23 protein-coding genes are annotated in these 21,429 nt (G+C 56.6%); 12 read left to right on the top strand and 11 right to left on the bottom strand.

All coding sequences use genetic code 11. The annotated features are described in order from the left end of the window. From IGQ16_RS06835 to IGQ16_RS06815, 5 genes are all read left to right on the top strand, one after another. Positions 1-480 (top strand): hypothetical protein (locus IGQ16_RS06835; RefSeq protein ID WP_297060716.1); only part of this gene is annotated, 480 nt, incomplete at its 5' end. 20 nt (positions 481-500) lie between these two features. Then, on the top strand, positions 501-1,160 hold the full coding sequence (locus IGQ16_RS06830) for a hypothetical protein (RefSeq protein WP_297060715.1): 660 nt from the start codon (positions 501-503) through the stop codon (positions 1,158-1,160). A gap of 41 nt (positions 1,161-1,201) precedes the next feature. Beyond that, positions 1,202-2,290: a type II secretion system protein gene (locus tag IGQ16_RS06825; RefSeq protein ID WP_297060714.1), complete on the top strand. Its 1,089-nt coding sequence runs from the start codon at positions 1,202-1,204 to the stop codon at positions 2,288-2,290. Positions 2,291-2,307: 17 nt separating this feature from the next. Next, the gene (locus IGQ16_RS06820; protein WP_024124055.1) at positions 2,308-2,880 is read left to right on the top strand and encodes a Tfp pilus assembly protein FimT/FimU; all 573 of its coding nucleotides are present in this window, start codon (positions 2,308-2,310) and stop codon (positions 2,878-2,880) included. 73 nt (positions 2,881-2,953) lie between these two features. Then, positions 2,954-3,556 carry a type II secretion system protein gene (locus IGQ16_RS06815; protein WP_297060713.1) on the top strand — a complete coding sequence of 201 codons (603 nt, stop codon included), beginning with the start codon at positions 2,954-2,956 and terminating at the stop codon, positions 3,554-3,556. A gap of 11 nt (positions 3,557-3,567) precedes the next feature. Here the strand turns inward: IGQ16_RS06815 and IGQ16_RS06810 are convergent, their stop codons facing one another. Genes IGQ16_RS06810 through IGQ16_RS06800 form a run of 3 tightly spaced genes read right to left on the bottom strand, consistent with a single transcriptional unit; the run spans position 3,568 to position 6,661 of the window. Beyond that, positions 3,568-4,902, bottom strand: coding sequence for a cytochrome c biogenesis protein (locus IGQ16_RS06810; protein WP_297060712.1), 1,335 nt, complete (start codon positions 4,900-4,902; stop codon positions 3,568-3,570). Positions 4,903-4,932: 30 nt separating this feature from the next. Continuing rightward, positions 4,933-5,949 (bottom strand): oxygen-dependent coproporphyrinogen oxidase, encoded by a 1,017-nt coding sequence (gene hemF / locus IGQ16_RS06805; protein ID WP_024124052.1) that lies wholly within the window; start codon positions 5,947-5,949, stop codon positions 4,933-4,935. A gap of 58 nt (positions 5,950-6,007) precedes the next feature. Then, positions 6,008-6,661, bottom strand: coding sequence for a cofactor assembly of complex C subunit B (locus IGQ16_RS06800; protein WP_024124051.1), 654 nt, complete (start codon positions 6,659-6,661; stop codon positions 6,008-6,010). Between the two features lie 104 nt (positions 6,662-6,765). Between IGQ16_RS06800 and IGQ16_RS06795 the strand changes: the two genes are divergently transcribed. Further along, complete coding sequence (locus IGQ16_RS06795; RefSeq protein ID WP_024124050.1) at positions 6,766-7,260, top strand: L,D-transpeptidase; 495 nt, start codon at positions 6,766-6,768, stop codon at positions 7,258-7,260. Here the strand turns inward: IGQ16_RS06795 and IGQ16_RS06790 are convergent. Continuing rightward, positions 7,257-8,651, bottom strand: coding sequence for a CPBP family intramembrane glutamic endopeptidase (locus tag IGQ16_RS06790; RefSeq protein WP_024124049.1), 1,395 nt, complete (start codon positions 8,649-8,651; stop codon positions 7,257-7,259). The genes IGQ16_RS06795 and IGQ16_RS06790 overlap by 4 nt on opposite strands. 120 nt (positions 8,652-8,771) lie before the next feature. On the opposite strand from IGQ16_RS06790, the gene pheS reads away from it, so the two are divergent. The 3 genes from pheS (at position 8,772) to acnB (ending at position 13,649) form a co-directional block, all read left to right on the top strand. After that, positions 8,772-9,782, top strand: a complete 1,011-nt coding sequence (gene pheS / locus IGQ16_RS06785; protein ID WP_041429395.1) for a phenylalanine--tRNA ligase subunit alpha — start codon at positions 8,772-8,774, stop codon at positions 9,780-9,782. A 12-nt stretch (positions 9,783-9,794) separates the two neighbouring features. Next, entirely contained in the window at positions 9,795-10,430 is a 636-nt protein-coding gene (locus tag IGQ16_RS06780) for a ParA family protein (RefSeq protein ID WP_297060711.1), read from the top strand. Positions 10,431-11,042: 612 nt separating this feature from the next. Continuing rightward, positions 11,043-13,649 carry a bifunctional aconitate hydratase 2/2-methylisocitrate dehydratase gene (acnB, locus tag IGQ16_RS06775; protein WP_297060710.1) on the top strand — a complete coding sequence of 869 codons (2,607 nt, stop codon included), beginning with the start codon at positions 11,043-11,045 and terminating at the stop codon, positions 13,647-13,649. Between the two features lie 8 nt (positions 13,650-13,657). Here the strand turns inward: acnB and IGQ16_RS06770 are convergent, their stop codons facing one another. The 3 genes from IGQ16_RS06770 to IGQ16_RS06760 are packed head-to-tail and all read right to left on the bottom strand — an operon-like array spanning position 13,658 to position 16,075. Continuing rightward, positions 13,658-14,035 (bottom strand): CrcB family protein, encoded by a 378-nt coding sequence (locus IGQ16_RS06770; protein ID WP_024124045.1) that lies wholly within the window; start codon positions 14,033-14,035, stop codon positions 13,658-13,660. Further along, positions 14,022-14,453 (bottom strand): fluoride efflux transporter CrcB, encoded by a 432-nt coding sequence (crcB, locus tag IGQ16_RS06765; protein WP_024124044.1) that lies wholly within the window; start codon positions 14,451-14,453, stop codon positions 14,022-14,024. Before crcB ends, IGQ16_RS06770 begins: the two co-directional genes overlap by 14 nt. Further along, positions 14,450-16,075: a cation:proton antiporter gene (locus IGQ16_RS06760; protein ID WP_024124043.1), complete on the bottom strand. Its 1,626-nt coding sequence runs from the start codon at positions 16,073-16,075 to the stop codon at positions 14,450-14,452. Before IGQ16_RS06760 ends, crcB begins: the two co-directional genes overlap by 4 nt. Positions 16,076-16,213: 138 nt before the next feature. On the opposite strand from IGQ16_RS06760, the gene IGQ16_RS06755 reads away from it, so the two are divergent. Next, positions 16,214-17,005: a proteasome-type protease gene (locus IGQ16_RS06755; protein WP_024124042.1), complete on the top strand. Its 792-nt coding sequence runs from the start codon at positions 16,214-16,216 to the stop codon at positions 17,003-17,005. 12 nt (positions 17,006-17,017) lie between these two features. Beyond that, entirely contained in the window at positions 17,018-17,425 is a 408-nt protein-coding gene (locus IGQ16_RS06750; protein ID WP_024124041.1) for a ferredoxin, read from the top strand. Here IGQ16_RS06750 and IGQ16_RS06745 read toward each other — a convergent pair. The 3 genes from IGQ16_RS06745 to IGQ16_RS06735 all read right to left on the bottom strand — a co-directional run bounded on the left by IGQ16_RS06745 (position 17,319) and on the right by IGQ16_RS06735 (position 19,381). Then, entirely contained in the window at positions 17,319-17,888 is a 570-nt protein-coding gene (locus IGQ16_RS06745; protein WP_024124040.1) for a helix-turn-helix transcriptional regulator, read from the bottom strand. The two genes, IGQ16_RS06750 and IGQ16_RS06745, sit on opposite strands and share 107 nt — an antisense overlap. Next, complete coding sequence (locus tag IGQ16_RS06740) at positions 17,885-19,057, bottom strand: ABC transporter ATP-binding protein (RefSeq protein WP_297060709.1); 1,173 nt, start codon at positions 19,055-19,057, stop codon at positions 17,885-17,887. Before IGQ16_RS06740 ends, IGQ16_RS06745 begins: the two co-directional genes overlap by 4 nt. Before the next feature lie 63 nt (positions 19,058-19,120). Then, positions 19,121-19,381, bottom strand: coding sequence for a ParB N-terminal domain-containing protein (locus IGQ16_RS06735; RefSeq protein WP_024124038.1), 261 nt, complete (start codon positions 19,379-19,381; stop codon positions 19,121-19,123). A 143-nt stretch (positions 19,382-19,524) separates the two neighbouring features. On the opposite strand from IGQ16_RS06735, the gene IGQ16_RS06730 reads away from it, so the two are divergent. After that, positions 19,525-20,859: an alkaline phosphatase PhoX gene (locus IGQ16_RS06730; protein WP_024124037.1), complete on the top strand. Its 1,335-nt coding sequence runs from the start codon at positions 19,525-19,527 to the stop codon at positions 20,857-20,859. Positions 20,860-20,968: 109 nt separating this feature from the next. Here the strand turns inward: IGQ16_RS06730 and IGQ16_RS06725 are convergent, their stop codons facing one another. Beyond that, positions 20,969-21,412, bottom strand: coding sequence for a DUF4278 domain-containing protein (locus IGQ16_RS06725; protein WP_024124036.1), 444 nt, complete (start codon positions 21,410-21,412; stop codon positions 20,969-20,971). Between the last annotated feature and the right edge of the window lie 17 nt (positions 21,413-21,429).

Raw genomic sequence — 21,429 nt, 5'->3', positions numbered from 1 at the left:
GTGATTGTTAGCGGCATTGTGCCCTCGCGACCCAACCAGGCCTACGGCGGCATGCACAACTTCCCGCGCTTCCTCGAGAATTGGAGCGGCAAAAATCTCTGGATCCAAGGGTCATTGATTCAACTCAACTTCTCTACCCAAGCCACCGGCCCCTTTGACCAAGACCAGTGGGAAGTTCCCGACACTACTGCATGCCGGAACGTTGACACTGCCTTTAATTGTCCGGCAACGGGCAGCGAGCTGATTCGGTACTATGGCGCTCCAACCCGCAAGTGGGGCTATGATGTGGCTCTGCAACTGGCGCCGGCGGGGCCGGTGGCGCGGCGCTTCATTACCCCCGGACGGCAGCGCACAGAGTATTACACCGAGTTGCGCGCCGATGATCCCTATATCCAGCGCCTGCGCTGTGCGCAGCGACCTGGCAGCATGGGCGGTGGCCGCATTGATCCGAACGTTACCAATGCCGAGTGTTCTGCTTAAACTGTGGAGGTGATTTGCCCATGACTCGACCCGACCGTGGCCTCACGCTGTTGGAGTGTGTGATTGCCATCTTGGTGGTCAACCTCACCCTGGCGATGTTGGCAGCCCCCCTGCTGCTCGTGGCGGCAACGCGACTGCGCAACAATCGCATCAATCAAGCCACAGAAATTGCCCGCGGCGAAATTGACCGGCTGCGGGTGATGATGGAGCAGGGGGTGACTGTGCGCGGCACCTCCACTAGTCTGCTGCCCCCTGCAAGCGCCGTAGCTGCAACCTTAGGGAATGCGGACGCCCTCTCCACACAACCGCCACCGACAGGCCCAAACCCGATTGCGAGCTGCACCTTACCCTCCAGCGCCACCATGACCTGTGAACGGCAACTGAACAACACCCGCTTTGCCGTCCAGATCTATCGCGGCCAGGTGGTTACCGATGGCAATGGCTTGGTCTTGGGCTATCCAGTGCAGGTGCGGGTCTACAGCGCCGAGGCCCTGCCTGTTCCTCCAGATGCCGTCAGCAGTGGCCAACCCATTGGGCAGGCAACCGCAATGATGACCAGCGGCGGTCCAGAAAGTGAGAGGCGCCCCCTGGTGGTTTTGACCACAGAGATCGTGCGCGCTGATGCCGCCGAAACCCTCTCTTATCTCAAACCCAGCACCCCCAAACCCAGCACCCCATGAGCAATCATCGTGCAAAAACAGAGCACAAAGGAGGAATCACAATGAAATGGCCAACCTGGCGAGGGCGGCGGTCGCAGGGCTTTACCCTAGTGGAGATCCTTGTTTCCCTAGTCATTGCCGGCATTCTCATGGCTGCCTTAGGCAGTGTTTTGATTGACATGCTCAACACCGAGCGCCGCGAAGCCTCCTTGAATCAACTGCGCCAAGACCTCAAGGCCGCCATGGATGTGATTGCCAATGACTTGTCGCAGGCGGTTTTTGTCTATAACGGCAACTGCCTGGCCGGCAATGACCAGCAGTGCGGCGACACCACCCGCTCTGGCCAGCCCCTCACCAATTACCTGCCAGCGTTTCCGGCAACCATGACCCCTGTCCTGGCCATGTGGATTCTGGAGCCTTTTCCCTACGATCAAAACCAACTGGGCTACGCCACCTTTAGGATGCCGCGGGATTGCGAGAGAGTATGGTCTAGCGATGAACCCAGGACGAAACAACACTGCCGCGATCTCCAAAATGGCCGCCGCACCTACACCCTAGTGGTCTATTACATTGACACGGCCCCCACCTCCTTCTGGGCGCCAGACTCACCATGGCAGGGCAAGGCGCGGCTAGTGCGCTATCAACTGCGCAAGTATAAGGTGGCCAACGTGGCCAGTGATGTCAATTATGACTACCTGGGGATTAATCGGGGTTACGTGGAACCCATCGGCGAAACCAACTTTGCCCGCTGGCCTTTCAAAGTAGGCACTACAACCACTGAAAATCTCCAGGACACGCGAGCGGGTGGTCGTCCTGAGGCTAATATTGAGGGCTACCTGCGTGTTACCGATTTGGTGGTGGTCACCGATTTTATTGACACCGATACCACCATGCCCTCCCCGGCCTGTCCAGAGGCGCTGCCAGGCACTCCTGCCTTCGTGCGCACGCCCCTCAGTTCGGCGACAGCACCGGCGGGCTTCTTTGCCTGTGTGCAGGATAGTGGCGCCAGCTTCAATGCCGCCACCTTTGTCTATTTGCGGGGCAATCCTGAGGGACTCCCCGGCATTCGCCCCCAAGATGTGCAAAATCGCCCAGTGATCACCACAACGGTTTTGAGCCGCTCTGTGGAAGGAAAAGTGCCTAAGTACTAGCCGGGAGGAAACAAGCCATGGAACGCCGCCAGCGCGGATACACCATGACAGAGATGTTGGTGGTGATTGTTTTGATCGCCATCGTGCTTGGGATTGCCACGATGAGCCTCTTTCCACTGCTGCAACGGCAACGGGTACGGGCAGCGGTGAATAATGCCCGCAACGTGCTGCGCTTGGCCCAAGCCAGCGCCAAAAAGCAAAAAGTGCCTTGGATAGCTGCTTTTCGCAATACCGACTTGGGCCCGCAGTGGTCAATTAATCCTGTGGGGAGCGATCGGGCCAATTGGCAATGGCAGCCCCTGGTGGACGATGATGAGCAACTGGTGATGGTCATGTGGGCCACCGATTTTAACTCCAGCGCTAGGAATGAAAGGAATGAAATCTTGCCATGCTGGTCAGCACCGGAATCCTCCAGCTGTGAGCTGGCCTTTGACTACCAAGGGCGGGTGATTACACCCGTCACGCCGCGGCGGATTAGCTTTAGCATCTATGCCTATGAAAGCGCTTACCTGCAATGTGTACGGGTTCCTACCATCCTCGGCGGCATGCGCATTGAAGAGGGCAATAGCTGCGGTCAATATAAAGAATAGGAAAGCACAGGATAATCACGGCGCCTAGCAGCAGTGAATGACGATGAGGACCGGTCAAGACTGGGGGTAAACCATGATCCAGAAGGCGAATTTTTACATTAATCTGCTATTCTTTCTGCAAGACCGCCGGCCACAGCGGCGCACCGCCAACGCGGGGTTGACGCTGCCGGAGGTGCTGGCGGTGATCGTTATTTTGGGGGTGATTGCCCTGATTGCCTTGCCCTCCTTGCTGAACCAGCGACTGAAGGCGCAATTGGCCGGGGCAAAAGCGGCAGTGGGGGCGGTGAACCGCGCCCAAGAAGCTTACCGCGTCCGCCATAAAATCTTTGCCACCAAGCTGGCCTATTTGGGGATCTACAATACCCAAGGTGGCGGCTATCGCGTGGATGGCTATTATCCCCTGCGCCTCACCTACGACCAAGTGCAAGAGGAAAAGACGGGGCGCATTCTCCATGGGGGCGGCAATCCTTGGTATGTTGCTGTGCATGCGCAGGCCATTGATCCTGCCGGTACGGGGGTCTCGGGTTGCGTGTGGGCAAAGGGGGAAAACTACGGCGTTACGACGTCCTCGGTGAAAGAGGGAACCAGTGCCGCGCCCCCTGGCGACTGTTGGGCCGCCCCCAGCAACGGCACGAACGAACCGGTGAAGTATGTGCCCATCCAAACCACCGAATAGGGGGGCAACTTTTAGAGGGTGGCGTTGATGGCGGGTTGGCCTTGGCCGCTGAGGGCCTCAAGGATCCCCAGCAATTCCTGCTCAAAGGCCAACTGGGCGCGGTTGGTGCGTCCCCCCACGTATAGCACCGTCTGCCCCTGGAGGCCCCAAACTTGGGAGTGGGAGACATAGCTCATCACGACCCCCGCCATCAACAGGGCAAAGCCGGCATAAAACAGGGGAATTCCTGGATCGGCTTTAATTTGTAGCCCCGTACTGCCCACCAACTCCACCAAGCTGAGGGTGACGCCGTTGATTTGTGTACTCATGCCGCTGCGCAGGCTACTGAGAAACTCGCCCTTGGGGCTATAGATGAGCACAGTCCCCTGGAGATCGCGGGCAATGAGGGAAACCCCCTCCGAGAGGTCTGCCTTGGTGGGTAGCCATGTCCCCCAGAGGCGACCCTTGCCGGCTGTGTCCAGTGGCACCATCGGCAATTGCAGCACTGGACTGTTGTTGAGGCGAAAGCGCAGAGCGGCAATGCTCCAATCCGCCTGATAGAAGGTTACGCCCCGATACCTCAGGGGCCGATTGACGTGGATCGTGCCCCGCTTCACCTCCTGGCCAGCAGCATCCACAACAGAGAGATCCGAGTAGAACTGATCAATGTCGCCGGCATCGGTGTAATCAATCCAAAAGCGATTCACCTTCACTGACCAGTCCTGGGGAATGCGGGCGAAGGGTCCTGCCTGCACAAGGTGCTGGAGCTGAAAGGTTTCGCCACTGGGCACCAGCTCCTGGGCCATGAAGCCAGTGAGGGCCCCCAAAATGCCCCCCAGGAGAATCAGGATCAGGCTGGCGTGCACCACAATCGGACCAATGCGACCAACCAACCCCTTGCGGGCATAGAGTTGGGTGTCGGTTTGCCAAACGCGGTAGCCCTTTGCGCTCAGGGCAGTGGCCAGTGCCTTGAGGGAGCCTTGGGGAATGGTGGTGCTCAGGGCCAGCTTTGTGAATTGACGCGGTTCTTGGTAGTACTGCCAGCGTTGGGCAGTGGCTAGGGTAGGGACCTGACGAGTGACGGTACAGGCCATCAAACTGGCGCCAAAGAGCACCAACAGCGTCAGATACCACGGGGTGTGATACACCTGATCCAACCCCAGTGCCAGCAGTACCCGCCAACTTAGAAAGCCAAAGAGGGCGGGGTCTTCGGGATAGTTGGCTTGATAGAAGCTGAGGGGCTGCCCCTGCTCAATCACGGTGCCGGCGATGCTGGCGATCGCAATCACCAGCAACAGAACAATGGCTAGGCGCAGATCGCCAAGGAGAGCAAGAACACGGCGAAACACAGGGGCATTCATCGGCATTGAGCGGATTGAGGGTGGGTTAGGGTTGCTTTAGAGGGGCCAATTGACCCAGTCCTGGGGCTTGAGGAATGTGGTATAGAGTTCCGCTTCGCGGCTGTTGGGTTCTGGGGTATAGCCATATTCCCAGCGCACCAAGGGGGGCAGCGACATCAAAATGGACTCGGTGCGGCCATTGGTTTGCAGGCCAAAGATGGTGCCGCGGTCATAGACGAGGTTGAATTCCACATAGCGGCCGCGGCGATAGAGCTGGAATTGCCGCTCGCGATCGCCATACTCCAGGTGGCGCCGCCGCTCCACAATGGGCAGGTAGGCCTCGAGGAAGGCCTGGCCACAGCTTTGCACAAAGGCAAAGAGATCTTCCCAAGAACGACTGCCAATGGCTCCCACAGCTTGGCTATAGCGGGCGGCTTCGCCATCGGGATGCGGGCCACGGTATAGCTCGCGATCGCTGCCATCTTGGTAGTCAAAGAAAATGCCGCCGACGCCGCGGGTTTCGCCGCGATGCTTCAGATAAAAGTATTCATCACACCAGCGCTTAAAGACGGGATAGTATTCCCGGTGGTGGCGATCGCAGGCGGCCCGATGCACCTGATGGAAATGTTTGGCATCCTCAGCAAAGGGATAGTAGGGGGTTAAATCGGCGCCACCGCCAAACCACCACACCGGCCCGGCTTCAAAATAGCGGTAGTTCAAATGCACCGTTGGCACATAGGGATTGCGGGGATGGAGCACCATCGAGGTACCGGTGGCATAGAAGCCATACCCTGCCGCCTCCGGACGCTGCGCCAAGATCGAAGGCGGCAACTGCTCTCCCCACACCTCCGAAAAATTCACGCCCCCCTGCTCCAGAAGCTGACCCTGTTTCATCACCCGCGATCGCCCGCCGCCCCCTTCAGGACGTTGCCAACAGTCTTCCTGAAACTGGGCAGCACCATCGGCGGCCTCTAGGGCCTGACAAATCTGATCCTGTAGATCCTTAAGAAAAGCGGCTACCCGTTGGCGGGAGTCACTGGGCACAGCGGTGGTAACAGAAGGTGCAACAGTCATAGTCAATATCGAAATCCTTATCAACGGTCTTCGGTGTCAAAAGTCGCTTTCAAGCGTTCTAGGCTTTATTGTACTGTTGTGCTAGCACCTGAGCGAGTTTTGCCCCCAGGGCTGCCACCCACCGCTCATCCTGTTGGGTATAGCTGCGGGGGGCATTGCTGCCCAAAATCATCACGGTTTGGGCATCCACCGGCTGGCAGATCACCCCTTGGGTATTCGGGGGTAAATAGTCAAACTCAATGCGGCCGGGGTAAAGGGCCAAATCCACTAAGTAGATGGGGCGTTGCGTCTGTAGGGCCCGCTGCACAATGGCGCCGGTGCGGGTCATGGGTTTGGGCCCAAGAATGCCGCGGCGCAGCAGGGGGCGATCGCCCCGCCAAAGGACCATGGACTTTGTGGGCGTATTCATCAACAGGGTGTAGGAAAGCCAGGCCAGTTCCGTTTGCAACTCTGGCGAGAGATCCGCCGCCAGTTCAAATCCCTCCTCTCCCTCTAGGATCACCGCCTGGGGAGGCCGGGGCTGTACCCGCTGCCAAATCAGCGTTGTTAAGATCAAGACCGCTGCAAGGATGACCCCCACAACATCGGCGCGGGCCTGGGAAGGGGTGAGCATGGGGGTTAAGAGGCGATTGATGAGCAGCAGTGTGCCCCCCAAAACCCCGGTGGCAAGGGGCAAATAGCGCAGGATTTGATCAGTCCTCTGATCAGTCATCGAAAGTCCTAAAAAAGTTCTAAAAAATTGCCGGCGTCACGTAGCTATCTATTATTCACCTATTCACCCATGCCCAGATCACGGTGGTCGGAGTAGATGAAGCAATGAAAAAACAACGGTTCCTCAAAGCTGGCCAGCGATCGCTACTGGTTGTTGCACTGCTGAGTTTGAGGTTTTGGGGTTGTTTGCCCTCTGCCCTCGCCACTCCGCCCCTGCGCCTAGAAATCAACCTCTCGCGGCGCCAATTGACCCTCTACCAAGGAGACACTCCCCTGCGCCGCTATCCAGTGGCCGTGGGTCGCCCAGGGTGGGAAACCCCTGTAGGTCAATTTCAAGTTCGCCAGATGATTCGCAATCCCGCTTGGAAAAATCCCTTTACTGGGGGAGTGATTGCCGGCGGACATCCCCAAAACCCCTTGGGACGGCGTTGGATTGGCTTTTGGAGTGATGGTACCAATTGGGTTGGGTTGCATGGTACCCCCAATCCTGATTCCATTGGGCATGCGGTTTCCCACGGTTGCGTGCGCATGTACAACCGCGACATTGAAGAGCTTTTTGAGAAAGTGCAACTAGGGGTGCCCGTGATTGTGGTGCCCTAGAAGGGGGCAACAAGGGCAGCACCAAAAAAGACGACGGCGATCGCATCCACTAAGCCATGGAGGACAACCCCTGCCCAGAGGCGCTGTGTACAGGCAAACGCCAAGCAGTAAAAGATAGAGGCAAGGGTTGCCATGAGCATATAAACCCCGCGGTAAGCAATGAGGGGCAGTTCTATATCGGCATTGGGCTTGTTCCCGATATGGAGAACGCCAAAAAGGAGCGCACAAATGAGAATCGCCCCCCAAGCGGTAACAACCGGCGGCAGGCGATCGCCCCCATAGTGCCGCAGCAGGTCCCGCACCAAAATCATCAAGCCACTGCGGAAGATCACCTCTTCAAAAATACCCACCCGCATTGCAAAAAGGGTTACATAGACAAACACTGCCAGGGGCGAGGGGGTAAAGTTGAATTGATCCAAGGGCAAAAAGCCCAATAGCGTGCCCAAGGGCACCAGGGTTACCAAGGCCATCAACACCAGTGCCGCCAGTAAACGGGCATCCCGCCAGCGGGGTTCAAAGCTATAGCCAAAGTGCGATCGCCCCCTGCCCAAAATAATCACAAGAATAAAGAGCTGCACCGCCACAAAAGGGCCAAACCGAAAGGAGGGCCTCGAAAACCAGTAGAGGCTAAACAGCGAAAGGGCAATCAAGGGAATCTCCTGCCATCCCAAGCCGGTGGAGGTTGCCCGTGGGGGCTGCCGCCGCTGCCAATCGCCCCAAAGGCATAGGAGCAGATAGATAGGCGTAATGATGAATCCTTCAGTGTACGCCTTGGGGAAGGCGGGGGAAATGAGCCCAGTGTGGCTAAAGAACAAATAGAATGCGGCGCCACTGATCCAAGCCCACAACAGCGGCGGCGGTGTGGTCTTTTGCCGCAGGAGGAAAGGGACACGCACCATTGCCCCGACGCCGCCAAGAAAGATCAGCACATTCAGCCCCCCCTGATTGGCGAAGATCAAGTTCGTGAGAGTCCGGTGCCAAGGAAAGCGGCTTGCCTGGGGCAGGGCCAAGCCAATGGCAATGTACAGTCCCAGACTCAGGAGCAACCGTCCCTGCCACCGTTGAGCCACCTTATCCCCACCAGGGTCAACATCCGGGGTGCCGCTTGCCCACCACAGCACTGGGAACCCCCCAATGATGACCACAGCGGCAGACTCCACGAGACTTTCTAGCCACGGCCAAGGGTTTGAGGATAAATAGTGCAAATAGAGGAATTGTGCCCAAAACCACAATCCACAGGCAGCGATCGCCAGCCGTTGCTCGCGGCGGCTGGAAAATTGGGGTGAGCGGAGAAAGGCCTGGGGGGCAGTGGCCAACCAGTGACTGACAGAACTAACACTCACAGAACTAACGGCGTTTTGAAGCTGGCGCATTTGTTTGGGAATCGGCATTCTAGAACCATCGCGATCGCAACTGCGGGCAGAGCGTTATAATCAAGGCTTGTTCCCAGCCTGTGGGAATAGATTGAGACACCGCGTTGATTGTTGCCTATCCCGCAACCGCATTTTGCCATGACTACCCCCCCTCCTGATCGCGATCGCCTCAGCCAACAACTCAAAGATTTAGAAGCCAAAGCCTTGGGGGCGATCGCCGAAGCCAGCACCCTCGATGCCCTAGAGCACCTGCGCGTGGCCTATCTGGGCAAAAAAGGCGAACTCTCACAAATTCTGGCCCTCATGGGGAAATTGCCCGCCGGCGATCGCCCCGCCATCGGCACCCTCGCCAACACCCTCAAGGAAAAACTCCTCCAAGCCCTAGAGGCACGCCGAGAAACCCTCCAAGCCGAAAAAATTGCAGCTCAACTGGCGGCTGAAACCCTGGATGTGACCATGCCGGGGGTCTATCGTCCCCAAGGGCACATTCATCCTCTCCATAGCACCATTGACCGCATCCTCGATATTTTTGTCGGCCTTGGCTATACCGTTGCCAATGGCCCAGAAATGGAAACCGACTACTACAACTTTGAGGCGCTAAATACACCGGCGGATCACCCGGCGCGCGACATGCAGGACACCTTTTACCTGCCCGATGGCAATCTCCTGCGCACCCACACCTCCTCGGTCCAGATCCGCTACATGGAACTCAATGATCCCCCCATTCGCATTGTTGCCCCTGGGCGCTGTTACCGCCGCGACACCGAAGATGCCACCCACGCGGCGGTGTTCCATCAGATTGAGATTTTGGCAGTGGATGAGGGCCTGACCTTTACCGACCTCAAGGGCACCGTCACCACGTTTCTGGCTGAACTCTTTGGTGATGTTCCCATTCGCTTTCGTGCCAGCTATTTTCCCTTTACCGAACCTTCGGCGGAAGTGGATGTGCAGTGGCAGGGACGCTGGCTCGAGGTGATGGGTTGTGGCATGGTAGATCCCGCCGTCCTCAAGAATGTTGGCTACGATCCAGAAATCTATACAGGCTTTGCCGCCGGGTTTGGCGTAGAGCGGTTTGCCATGGTGCTGCATCAAATTGATGACATTCGCCGCTTCTACACCAGTGATCTGCGCTTTCTGCAGCAATTTTAGGAGGGCAAGGCCTTGGCGTCACCGCGGCTGCTGGCCATTCTCAACGGCAAAGGCGGCGTGGGCAAAACCACAACGGCGATTAATCTGGCAGCCACCTATGCCGAACAGTACAAGGTACTATTGGTGGATGCAGATCCCCAAGCCTCAGCCACCTGGTGGTTTCAGCGCAGCGGCCGCCCCATAGGCTTTGATCTCGCTCAAGAGGTCAACCCCAAACTCCTCAGCAAGGTGCGCCAGCTCTCCGGCTATGACTTAATTGTGGTGGATACCCCCCCCGCCCTAGCCTCCAGTGCCCTAGGGGCAGTCGTGCCCATTGCCGACTATCTGGTGCTGCCCACCCCCCCTGCCCCCATTGATCTTGCCGCTCTTATTGAAACCGTCAAGCAAGTGGTGGAACCGTCTAAGGTTCCCCACCGCGTCCTGCTCACCCGCGTTGATCCCCGCTGTGTCAATGAGGCCCTTGAGGCCCAAAATACCCTCTTGCAGTTGGGGGTAGCGGCTTGTCATGCCTTTATCCGCGCCTACAAAGCCCACGAACGAGCTGCCCTAGAGGGGGTGCCCATTACCCAATGGAAGGGCAAACAGGCCAAGGAGGCCCAAGCCGATTACCGCCGTGTTGCCGAGGAGCTGGAGCGGGATTGGCGTTGATGGCCTGTCCCTAAAAACGTCCTTAAAAACAAAGCCAGTATAATGTACGATAATGTACGATTAATATGCAGAATCTCAGTCGCTTCAAAGGAATATGCGTCGCTTCCTAGGTCTAGCCTGTATTCTAGGCGGCCTTTATTTCCTTGCCCAGAATATTATCTTTCATGGCACCCTTGGAGCAGGTACAACCGTTCTCTTGTCCTTGGTCGGTATTCTCATGATTACCTCAGGTCGTGATCAGATTCGGTACCTTGGATATGGGGTCTTTGCGTTAGCCGTATTCTTTATTTTTCTCAATGCGCGTTTTTTCCTGAAACCAATAAGTCTTTTGCAGTTTGTGGCTAGTTACACTGCTATAGTCATTGGGTTTCGGTTGTATGGGGGTTAATTAAAATTAGATAATTAAAGATTCCCAGCCCTTGGGGTTTGTCAATTATGAATAATATCAGCCCTGTCATATCAGTGATGAAACAATGATATTAACAATACGATCGCCCCAGGATAGGTTTCTGTGATCCTAGGCCATAACTGAAGTCGCACTTCAATGGCGTTTTCTTTGCGCCGTCGAAGTTTTTGAAGTCTTTGAAGTTTTTGAATTAAGGTCAACAGAACGTGGACACCACCGTACTGAGTCAATACCGTCAGCACACCCAAGAGCGCGCTGTTTTGGGAATTCCCCCCTTGCCCCTGACCGCCGCACAAACCTCTGCCGTCTGTGATCTCCTACAACACCCACCTGCCGGGGAAGAGGAATACCTGCTGCACCTGATTCGGGATCGCGTGCCCCCGGGTGTGGATGAAGCGGCCTATATTAAGGCGGGCTTTTTGACGGCGATCGCCAAGGGGGAACTCAGCAGCCCCCTCATCCCCCCGATTGCAGCGGTGGAACTCCTAGGGACCATGCTGGGGGGCTACAATGTTCAATCCCTCATTGACCTGCTGCGCCACGAGGACCCGGAACTGGCCAGTGCGGCGGCCACTGCCCTGAGCCATACCCTCCTGGTCTATGACGCCTTTCACGATGTCCAAGACCTCATGCACCAAGGGAATCCCTACGCCCGCCAAGTGATGGAATCCTGGGCCAATGGCGACTGGTTTACCTGCCGTGAGCCACTTCCAGAGGCGATTACCGTCACTGTTTTCAAAGTGGCGGGTGAAACCAACACCGATGATCTCTCCCCTGCTCCCCATGCCACCACTCGCCCTGATATTCCCCTGCACGCCACGGTAATGCTGGAAAGCCGCTTGCCGGGGGCACTGCAAATCATTGCCGAACTGAAGCAAAAGGGCTATCCCCTCGCCTATGTGGGGGACGTTGTCGGCACCGGTTCCTCCCGCAAGTCCGCCACCAACTCGCTGATTTGGCACATTGGCCGGGACATTCCCTACGTCCCCAATAAGCGCACCGGGGGTGTCTGCCTTGGCGGCAAAATTGCCCCCATTTTCTTCAACACAATGGAGGACTCGGGCGCGCTGCCCATCGAGTGCGATGTCACCCCAATGAACCTGGGGGATGTGATCACGATTTACCCCTACCGCGGTGAAATTACTAATGAAGCGGGGGAAGTGATCAGCCGGTTTACCCTCAAGCCCGATACCCTCTTGGATGAAGTGCGAGCGGGTGGGCGCATTCCACTGCTCATTGGGCGTACCCTCACCGACAAAGCACGGGCAGCCCTTGGCCTCGACCCCAGTCCCCTCTTTACCCGTCCCAAGCCTCCCATTGAAAGCAACAAAGGCTATACCCTGGCGCAAAAGATTGTCGGTAAAGCCTGCGGCCTCCCTGGGGTCCGCCCCGGCACCTACTGCGAACCGGTGATGACAACGGTTGGCTCGCAGGATACAACGGGCCCCATGACCCGCGATGAGCTCAAGGAATTGGCCTGCCTCGGCTTTGGTGCGGACTTGGTGTTGCAAAGTTTCTGTCATACGGCGGCCTATCCAAAGCCCGTTGACATTAAAACCCACAAGGAACTGCCGGACTTTATCACCTCGCGGGGCGGCATCTCGCTGCGACCAGGGGATGGCATTATTCACTCGTGGCTCAATCGCATGCTGCTGCCCGATACCGTGGGCACGGGGGGCGATTCCCACACGCGGTTTCCCTTGGGCATTTCCTTCCCTGCCGGCTCTGGCCTAGTGGCCTTTGCGGCGGCCTTGGGGGTGATGCCTTTGGATATGCCGGAGTCGGTGCTAGTGCGCTTCAAAGGTTCCTTACAACCGGGGGTGACGCTGCGGGACATTGTCAACGCCATTCCCTATGTGGCCATTCAGCAGGGCAAGCTGACCGTTGCTCAGGAAAACAAGAAAAACGTCTTTTCAGGACGCATTATTGAAATGGAGGGACTGCCCGACTTGCAACTGGAGCAGGCCTTTGAACTGACGGATGCCACGGCGGAGCGATCGGCGGCCGGCTGCACAATTCAACTGAGCAAAGAGACAGTGGCCACCTACCTGCGCTCCAATATCACCCTTTTGAAAAACATGGTGGCTCGGGGCTATGGCGATGCGCGGACGATCCTGCGGCGGGTGAAAAAAATGGAGGCCTGGCTGGCCAATCCCCGTCTTCTCGCTGCCGATGCCGATGCTGAGTATGCCGATGTGATAGAGGTGGATCTCGATCAGATCAAGGAACCCCTTGTGGCTGCCCCCAACGATCCTGACAATATCAAAACTCTCTCGGAATGTGCAGGTGATCCGGTGCAGGAGGTCTTTATTGGCTCCTGTATGACCAATATTGGCCACTACCGTGCCGCTGCCAAGGTGCTGGAAGGGGAAGGAGCGGTGCAGGTTCGCCTCTGGATTGCGCCACCTACCCGCATGGACGAGCAGCAGTTGCGCGAGGAGGGCTACTATAGTATTTTTGCCGCTGCTGGAGCACGCCTGGAGATGCCGGGCTGCTCTCTGTGTATGGGTAACCAAGCCCGCGTTGCTGATAACACGACGGTTTTTTCCACCTCCACACGGAACTTCAATAACCGCATGGGCAAAGGGGCGCGGGTCTATCTGGGATCCGCAGAGCTGGCGGCAGTCTGTGCCCTGCTGGGGCGCATTCCTACCCGCGAAGAGTACCTAGACATTGTGACGCGGAAAATTAATCCCTTTGCAGCGGATCTCTATCGCTACCTCTACTTTGATCAAATTCCTGACTACGAAGACCAAGGCCGTCTCATTTCTAAGGAGGAGGAGGCGAAACTACTAGCCTGTATGGGCGGCTAGCCCTTGACCTAAACCCAACGGGAGAGAGCAATTCCGCCTTCCACACAAAGAAACCCTAGGATAGGCGTGCTGAGCCAATAGAGCCACGCAAGCCGAGGATAGCCTTGGCGACGCAGGTTGGATACCTCTAGGATAAACGTGGAAAAGGTGGTCAAAGACCCCAAAAAACCAACGGTGAGGCCATAGCTGAGCCACAGCGGCGCCCCCCAGCGGGTTACAGCATGGCTCAAAAAGCCCATGAGAAAGGCCCCCATCAGGTTCACACTCAGGGTGCCAAAGACCAGGGTGCCAAAGCGGCGATCGCTCCATAGACCGACGTAGTACCGTGTCAACGCTCCGGGCACAGCTCCGAGGGCGATCGCCACCAGTCCTTCAGGTGAGATCATCCCACTTCTCCCAAGAGGCTAATCCCCACAGCACTAAGCGGCTGCCCAACTCCAAAGCCAGCAATCCCAGCCCCGTACTGCCGAGCCAGTAAAACCCCTCGGCTGCCATATCCCGGATACCCAAGAGCTTGTCGTTATCCAACTCGTAGGATGAAAAGGTTGTATAGGAACCAATCAATCCCGTTGTCAATAGCAAGCGCAAATCGGGGTGCACGACAAACGTGCGGGCAAAGGCGAGGGGGGCAATCACCCCCAGCAAAAAGCAGCCAGTGACATTTACAATCAACGTGGCAAAGGGCACATTACCCACAAGATAGGGTTCCAAATAGACCGCCAGTAAGAAGCGACTCAAGGCACCGGGGATGGCTCCAAGACTGACGGCCAAGGCGGGGCGCAACCGAGGATGAATCGACGTCACAAGCGGGGCTCCTCCACAATCAATACCGGTCGAGTTGAACTCTCAAGAATAGTCTGACACACAGACCCCATGAAGACACGCTTGAAACCCTTTTGACTATGGTTTTGACCATGTTTGCCAAGAATGATTTCAGTCACGTTGTACAGGGCGGCGGTACTCAAAATGGCTTCGGTAATGGGGCCAGCCGTCATAATGAAACGATAGCGAATATCTGCAAGGTACTGCTTAATTTGGGCTTCGAGGGTGGCCACCGCTTTGGGGTCAGGTACGTCCTGCACATGGAGCACAATGACTTGCGCATCAGCACGGCGCGCTAATTCCGCCGTCTTTTGCAGAACATAGGGGGTGACACTGGAGGTATCCACCGGTGCTAAAAGAACAACCCGGGGTTGCAGCAGGACTTTGGTGGCATCCACCTCGCCCTTTTGCAGGAGTTTTGGCGCAAAGGTGGGAATTGCCCATGCCCCAACGGGAGCCGTAATCACGATCGCCAGAACCGCGATCGCTAGCATCGTTTCCCCCCCAGGCACCCCAGCAGACAAAGGCAGAGCACCAATGGCCGCTTGTACAGTTGCCTTGGCTGAATTCCCCGCCAGCAAAAAGAGGCGTTCTGAGAGGGTCCAATTACTGCCAAGGGTGGAAAGATACCAACCAATGCCCCGCCCCATCAAGGTACCCACCGCCAAAATGACTAAACCCACACCGAGGGAACGTTGCAACACCCCTAACTGGACACTGGCACCCAACAGCACAAAGAGAAAAATCTCTGCCCCCTGCCACAGCACGTCAAATCCCCCCCGTAATTGCCGCCCTAGGGGCGCATCCATCTCAATCAAAAAGAAGCCCGCACTCATGACCGCAAGGTAGCCGGAAAACAGGGGCAGGCGATCGGCCAAGCCCACTGCCCCCAAGGCCACTGCTGCTGCCCCGAGGGTTGTTTGCACCCGATTTTGACTCCAGTTTTGCTTGACCAACAAAAAGACCAGCGCCCAGGCCAAGCCATAGCCCACAATCAAGCCACCCCCAATTTCAAGGAGCGCCTGCACACCCACTGCCAAGGCGGGCGGCAAGCCGCCTAGGAATCCCCCGCCATGGTCAACCCCCATGAGTAAACTGAAAAGCAGTAGCACCACCACATCGGAAATGGCACTGCCTGAGAGAATGGCATCGCTAATCCCCTTGTCCACGCCCCAGCCCAAACTTTTTAGCCGTAGCATCCCCGGCACAATGACCGCGGGGGACTCCGGTGCCACGATCGCCCCCAACAATAGCCCCTGTCGCAAATTAAATCCCAGTAAAAGCATGGCCACCCCTGCCACAACTGCCATTTCACACAAGGCGGGTAACACCCCAAGGCGTAGAGCCACAGTGCCCTGTTGGGCCAATTTCTGGCGATCCAAGCCCAGTCCCGCCTTCATCAAAATCACCATCACCGCAACGGCACGAAAGGTGGGGGCTGCCCCTAGGACGTCGGCTTGCAACAGATTCAAAGCCCCAGGCCCGAGGACAATCCCCACAAGAATCATGCCGATCAAGGCAGGTGCCCCCAGTCGCCGCGCCAACTGACCAGCAAAGAATCCCAGCAGGAGGATGAGGGCAAGGGTTTCTAAAATAGTTGACATCGCTGCCAACCTCGCTGTGACACCAAACCCTACCCTAGCGAATAACCCAATTCATTTCCAAGGCTCAGTGTCCCTAGCGATCGCCACAAATCCTCTATATGCTCTATAGTGCTTGGTTATTGGCGGAGCATCGGCAAGATGACATATTGCTTGGGAATTCTCACCACATCGGGTCTGGTGATGGCGGCAGACTCTCGCACCAATGCGGGAGTAGACTATATTTCCACCTATCAGAAGCTCTTTGATTTTTCGGTGCCGGGGGAGCGGGTGATTGTGATTTGTACCGCTGGTAACCTTTCCATTACTCAGGAAGTTCTCACCCTGATTCGCCGCGATCTCAAGGGGCAGTTGGAGCGCAGTCTCAACACGTTGCCCAATATGTACGAGGTGGCCCGCTATATCGGTAGTAAGCTGCGGGAGGTCACCGATAGTCATCGGCCCTGGTTAGCTAAGGATAACATTGACTACCAATGCACATTTCTGGTGGGGGGGCAAATTCGTGGCGAGGAACCCTACCTCTACCTAATCTACAGTCAAGGCAATTTTCTGCAAGCGACGCCGGAAACTCCCTTTCTCCAGATTGGTGAAACAAAATATGGCAAGCCGATTTTAGACCGCACGTTGCGCTTCGATACGCCGGTAGATGCGGCGGCAAAATATGCCCTGCTCTCCCTTGATTCAACGATGAAATCCAATATCTCCGTCGGCCCCCCCCTTGACCTGATCATGTACCGCACCGATAGCTTTGAAATCTGTCACCGCGCCGAATTTGTTTTGGGTGATCCTTTTTTGGTAAAGGTGCGGCAGTTTTGGGAGGCCTCCTTGCGGCGAGCATTTGAGGAAATGCCGGAGATTGAATGGAACCGCCGCCAGTCTTCTCCGACGTCCTCAATGGTGCTGCCAACACCGGAAACCCTTATTGCAGAGTAGGAAAGACCAACTATGACATCTCCTTCCTTAGAACAGCAAGTAGCAGCCTTGGGGATTGGCCACATTAAGCAGCATCTATTCCTCTGTGCCGACCAAACCAAACCCCTGTGTTGTGACAAGGCAGTGGGTTTAGAAGCATGGGAATATTTGAAAAAGCGCCTCAAGGAATTAGGCTTGGATCAACCGCGCCCAGAGGGCTGTATTTTTCGCACCAGGGCCAATTGCCTGCGGGTGTGCCAACAGGGGCCGATTTTAGTGGTCTATCCCGATGGTGTGTGGTATCACTCGGCAACGCCCGCAGTGATTGAGCGGGTCATTCAGGAGCATGTGCTGGCGGGGCAGATTGTTCAGGAATATCTACTGGCGTCACCACTGCCCGAAAGAGCAGGCGATCGCCCCACCAATACCCCGCATGGGTAATGCACACAGGTGTTCCTGCCGCTAAGGGGGCGCGATCGCTCTGGTGCTGGTGCGGATCAAAGGGAACACAGGCCCCAACTTCACCAATCAACCTAACCCCCCACTGCTCTAAGAGTTGAAACACCGGCTGCACTAGGGGCAAAATTCGCTGGGCAGGGGCGGTGGGGTTTTGTCGGGCAGCAGCGGCGGCAGTGGGCCAGAAGCGCAGAAACGGTTCAAGGATTTGTAGGGCTTGGTGTTGGAGCGCCGCCTCAGCAGGGGATTCGCCATAGAGCCACTGAAACAACTCCAACGGCGTCAGCCCCAGAACGTGGGCCAGGTGTTCGAGGGTTTCAAGGCGCAGTCGGTGCAGGTTGCCGAACCAAATGGCATTGGCTTGCTGTCGGGTAAATCCTTTGCGGTGCAGTTGACTCTTGCGGGTAATGCCGACCATCGCAAGGCGCTCTTGCAGACGCTGGCTCATCCTTCTAGTCGCTGCCCAGTGTGATCGTCAAAAAAGTGGAGATGCTGCGGATCAGGGCGCAAATACAGGCGATCGCCCCGCCGAATGGGCTGTTGCCCCGGCAAGCGCACCCGCAACGTCTCTCCGGTTGCCGTGAGGTGAACCGTCAAGCCCGTTTCATGGCCAAGGGCCTCCACCAGATCCACCTGAGCTGCCAGTGTATCCTTCTCTTCAGCAGTGGCCAACAGGAAATGCTCTGGACGAATCCCCAGCCATGCTTTTGAGGCCCAGGGCAAGGGCTGGCTCAGGGACAACTGCCAATTGGCGTGCTGAATCTTCCCTTGGCTGAGGGTCACGGCTAAAAAATTCATCGGCGGTGAGCCAATAAACTCGGCCACAAAGCGATTGGCAGGACGTTGATACAGGTCGAGGGGCGTGGCAATTTGTTGAATTTGGCCTTGGTGCAGGACCACAATGCGATCGCCCATGGTCATCGCTTCCGTTTGATCATGGGTCACATAAATGGTCGTGGTGCCCAATTGCCGCTGAAGTTGGACAATTTGGGCGCGGGTCTCGGTGCGCAGCTTGGCATCTAGGTTAGACAGGGGTTCATCCATCAAAAAAACCTGGGGATTGCGGGCCATGGCTCGTCCGAGGGCAACCCGCTGTTTCTGACCGCCGGAGAGTTGTTTGGGATAGCGATAGAGCAAGTGCTCAATTTGCAACAGCTGTGCAATCTGCTTCACCCGCTGGTGAATGGCCCGTTCGCGGGGAAAAGAAAGTTGCATCCCCTTGGGGAGCGATCGCGTCCAGCGCGTTAAGGTGGCTTCAATGGGAGCGGGTAACACCCCCTTTATCTGTGAGTTGCGGCGCAAACCAAAGGCCAAGTTGTCATAAACGGTGAGATGGGGATAGAGGGCATAGCTTTGAAAGACCATGGCAATGTCTCGTGCTTTGGGGGGTAAACCATTGACCAGGCGATCGCCCACCCAAATCCTGCCCGTGGTTGGTTCGTCTAAACCCGCAATGAGCCGCAGCAAAGTACTCTTGCCACACCCCGAAGGACCCACTAGCACCAAAAACTCGCCCCCACCCACACTTAGATCAATCCCTCGCAGAACCATGACATCATTCCCGCGCTGGGGGTCGCGATAGACCTTGGTCAGTTGTTCAAGGCGTACACCGGTCACGATCGCTGTCCTAGAGGGGCTAATTGGCTAGAATCCCACACTGGGGCCAATCTGACAAGACGCCTAGGCAAGGTGCAGATTCAGGACGGAACGGGGCGCCCGGCGAACCCGTGCCCGGATCGTGGGCAGTCCCAGACGTTGGCAGGCTTCATAGCGATGACACCCCGAAAAGCCATAGTACTGCCCTTCCACCTCAAGGACATCAATGGGTTCCTGCTGGCCAATTTCAGCAATGGAGGCCATCAGCGCTTCAACTTTGGCTGGATCCGTTTGCCGAATCAGGGGACGACGAATGGCCTTGAGAGGCAAATCCAAAACTCGCATTGGCTTATCCAAACTCGTTATGAATTTATTTTAGCAATCCATCGCCTGTCGGCAACAAAACGCTCTTGAATAACTTCCTAACTTGCAGTAAAACAATACGGGTTGGCTTTTAGCCATTAGTTGTGCCGTTTCGGTGTTTTTTTATGGGTTTGCAACGTCGTCGCTTCCTCACCCTGGCAGCCGCCGGTATGGGGGCAGCGCTGCTGCCCCAAGGGCTGCAGCTTTTGTATCAACGGGCCGCCCGCGGCCAATCAGTGACAGGTCGTGGCTTTGGCCCTCTGGTCAAGGATCCCAGGGGCCTGTTGGATTTGCCAGCCGGGTTTCAGTATCGAGTGTTCTCAAAGCTGGGCGATCGCCTCAGTGATGGCACCCCTGTGCCCACCTGCCATGATGGCATGGCCGCCTTTGCTGGCCCTGATGGCACAACCATCCTGGTACGTAACCATGAGATCACTCCTGGACTGTCCCCGGTCTTTCAAGGGGTAGTAGTTCCCAAGGACAAGATGTACGACCCCCTTGCCCGCGGCGGCACAACCACCCTTGTGGTCAGCAAAGATCGCCAGCTCCTCAAGCATTACGTTTCCTTGGCCGGCACCTCCCGCAATTGCGGCGGTGGCAAAACCCTCTGGCGCAGTTGGATTAGCTGCGAAGAAACGATTTCCACCCCTGAACATCCCGCCAACGGAGGCCCCGTGCAAAAACCCCATGGCTATAACTTTGAAGTGCCCATCAGTGCCCAGGGACCAGTGACGCCAGTTCCCCTGAAGGCAATGGGGCGCTTTCAACATGAGGCGATCGCCATCGATCCAAAAACACATATCATCTATCAAACAGAGGATCGCGGGGATGGTCTCTTCTATCGCTTTATTCCCAAAAAGCCCACCAACCTTGCCGCCGGCGGTCAACTCCAGGCGTTGAAAATCAAACGCTACCCGAAAGCTAAGACGGGTCAGGGTTTTCCCCTACGCCAGCCCTTCGAGGTGGAATGGGTGAATATTGCGGAACCTGACCCCCCCCAAGATACAGTGCGCTATGAAGGTTATCAGAAAGGGGCAGCCCAATTTGTGCGCGGTGAAGGCCTCTGCTACCACAATGGCGAATTCTACTTTACTGCCACCAGCGGCGGTAACAAGCGCTTAGGTCAAATCTGGCGATATCGCCCCGGCAGCACCCCAACGGCGGGGGGCACCCTTGAGCTATTTGTGGAGTCCCCCGGCAAGGCAGTTCTGGATTACCCCGATAACTTGACGATGGCACCTTGGGGAGATCTCATTTGCTGCGAAGATGGCAACGATTCAGTGAACCGTCTGGTTGGCATCACGCCCACCGGCGAAGTGTACACCCTTGCTCGCAATGCCCTCAATGATCAGGAACTAGCGGGGGTTTGCTTCTCCCCCGATGGCCAAACCCTGTTTGTGAATCTTTACCATCCGGGGATGACCTTTGCAATCTGGGGGCCTTGGGATCGGCGGGGCTAATGGCCCAACTACCCCACCAAAAGGGAGCCCAGGATGACCTGGCTCCCTTGCTGTTTGCCTACAGACTCAACTCAGCACTGCCATCCCTTCTCATTCCGTCCTTTCTGTCTTAGCTCAGCGCCACAGGGGAGCGATCGTAGGTGGCCGCCAAAGCGGGATTCACTTTGCCCTGAATGTGCTGCCAGTAGTGGGCAGCACTCAGGGGCATGCCGATCGCTGTCGCCATTCGGGCAAGGAGGGTTTGTTCACGGCTTTTAATCATCACATGATGGGCCATCGCCAAGGAGCGAGCCATTTCGTTAACTGTTGCTGTCATGGGCACCGAGGCCACATTATCAGCCAAGCGAGCAGCGGGAACACCGGCGGGCGGTTTGCCTTTTTGATACTTGGCGCCGCGATAGGTCATGATTTTTAAGGATTCTTCCGGCGGATTTGTCACCGCAGCCACCCGATAGGTGCTACCGCGATACTTGGCCACGACATCCGTTGCTTGGGTGTTGATCGCTGGAGGAACGTAGTTGTATTGAACGCCGCGATAGGTCAGAGTCGTCATAGTTTTCGCCCCATTTT

Origin of the sequence: Thermosynechococcus sp. M3746_W2019_013 (assembly GCF_015296045.1) — a bacterium.
GTDB lineage: Bacteria > Cyanobacteriota > Cyanobacteriia > Thermosynechococcales > Thermosynechococcaceae > Thermosynechococcus.
The sequence above is the reverse complement of the archived record's forward strand: the minus strand, read 5'-3'. Positions and strand labels throughout refer to the sequence as shown.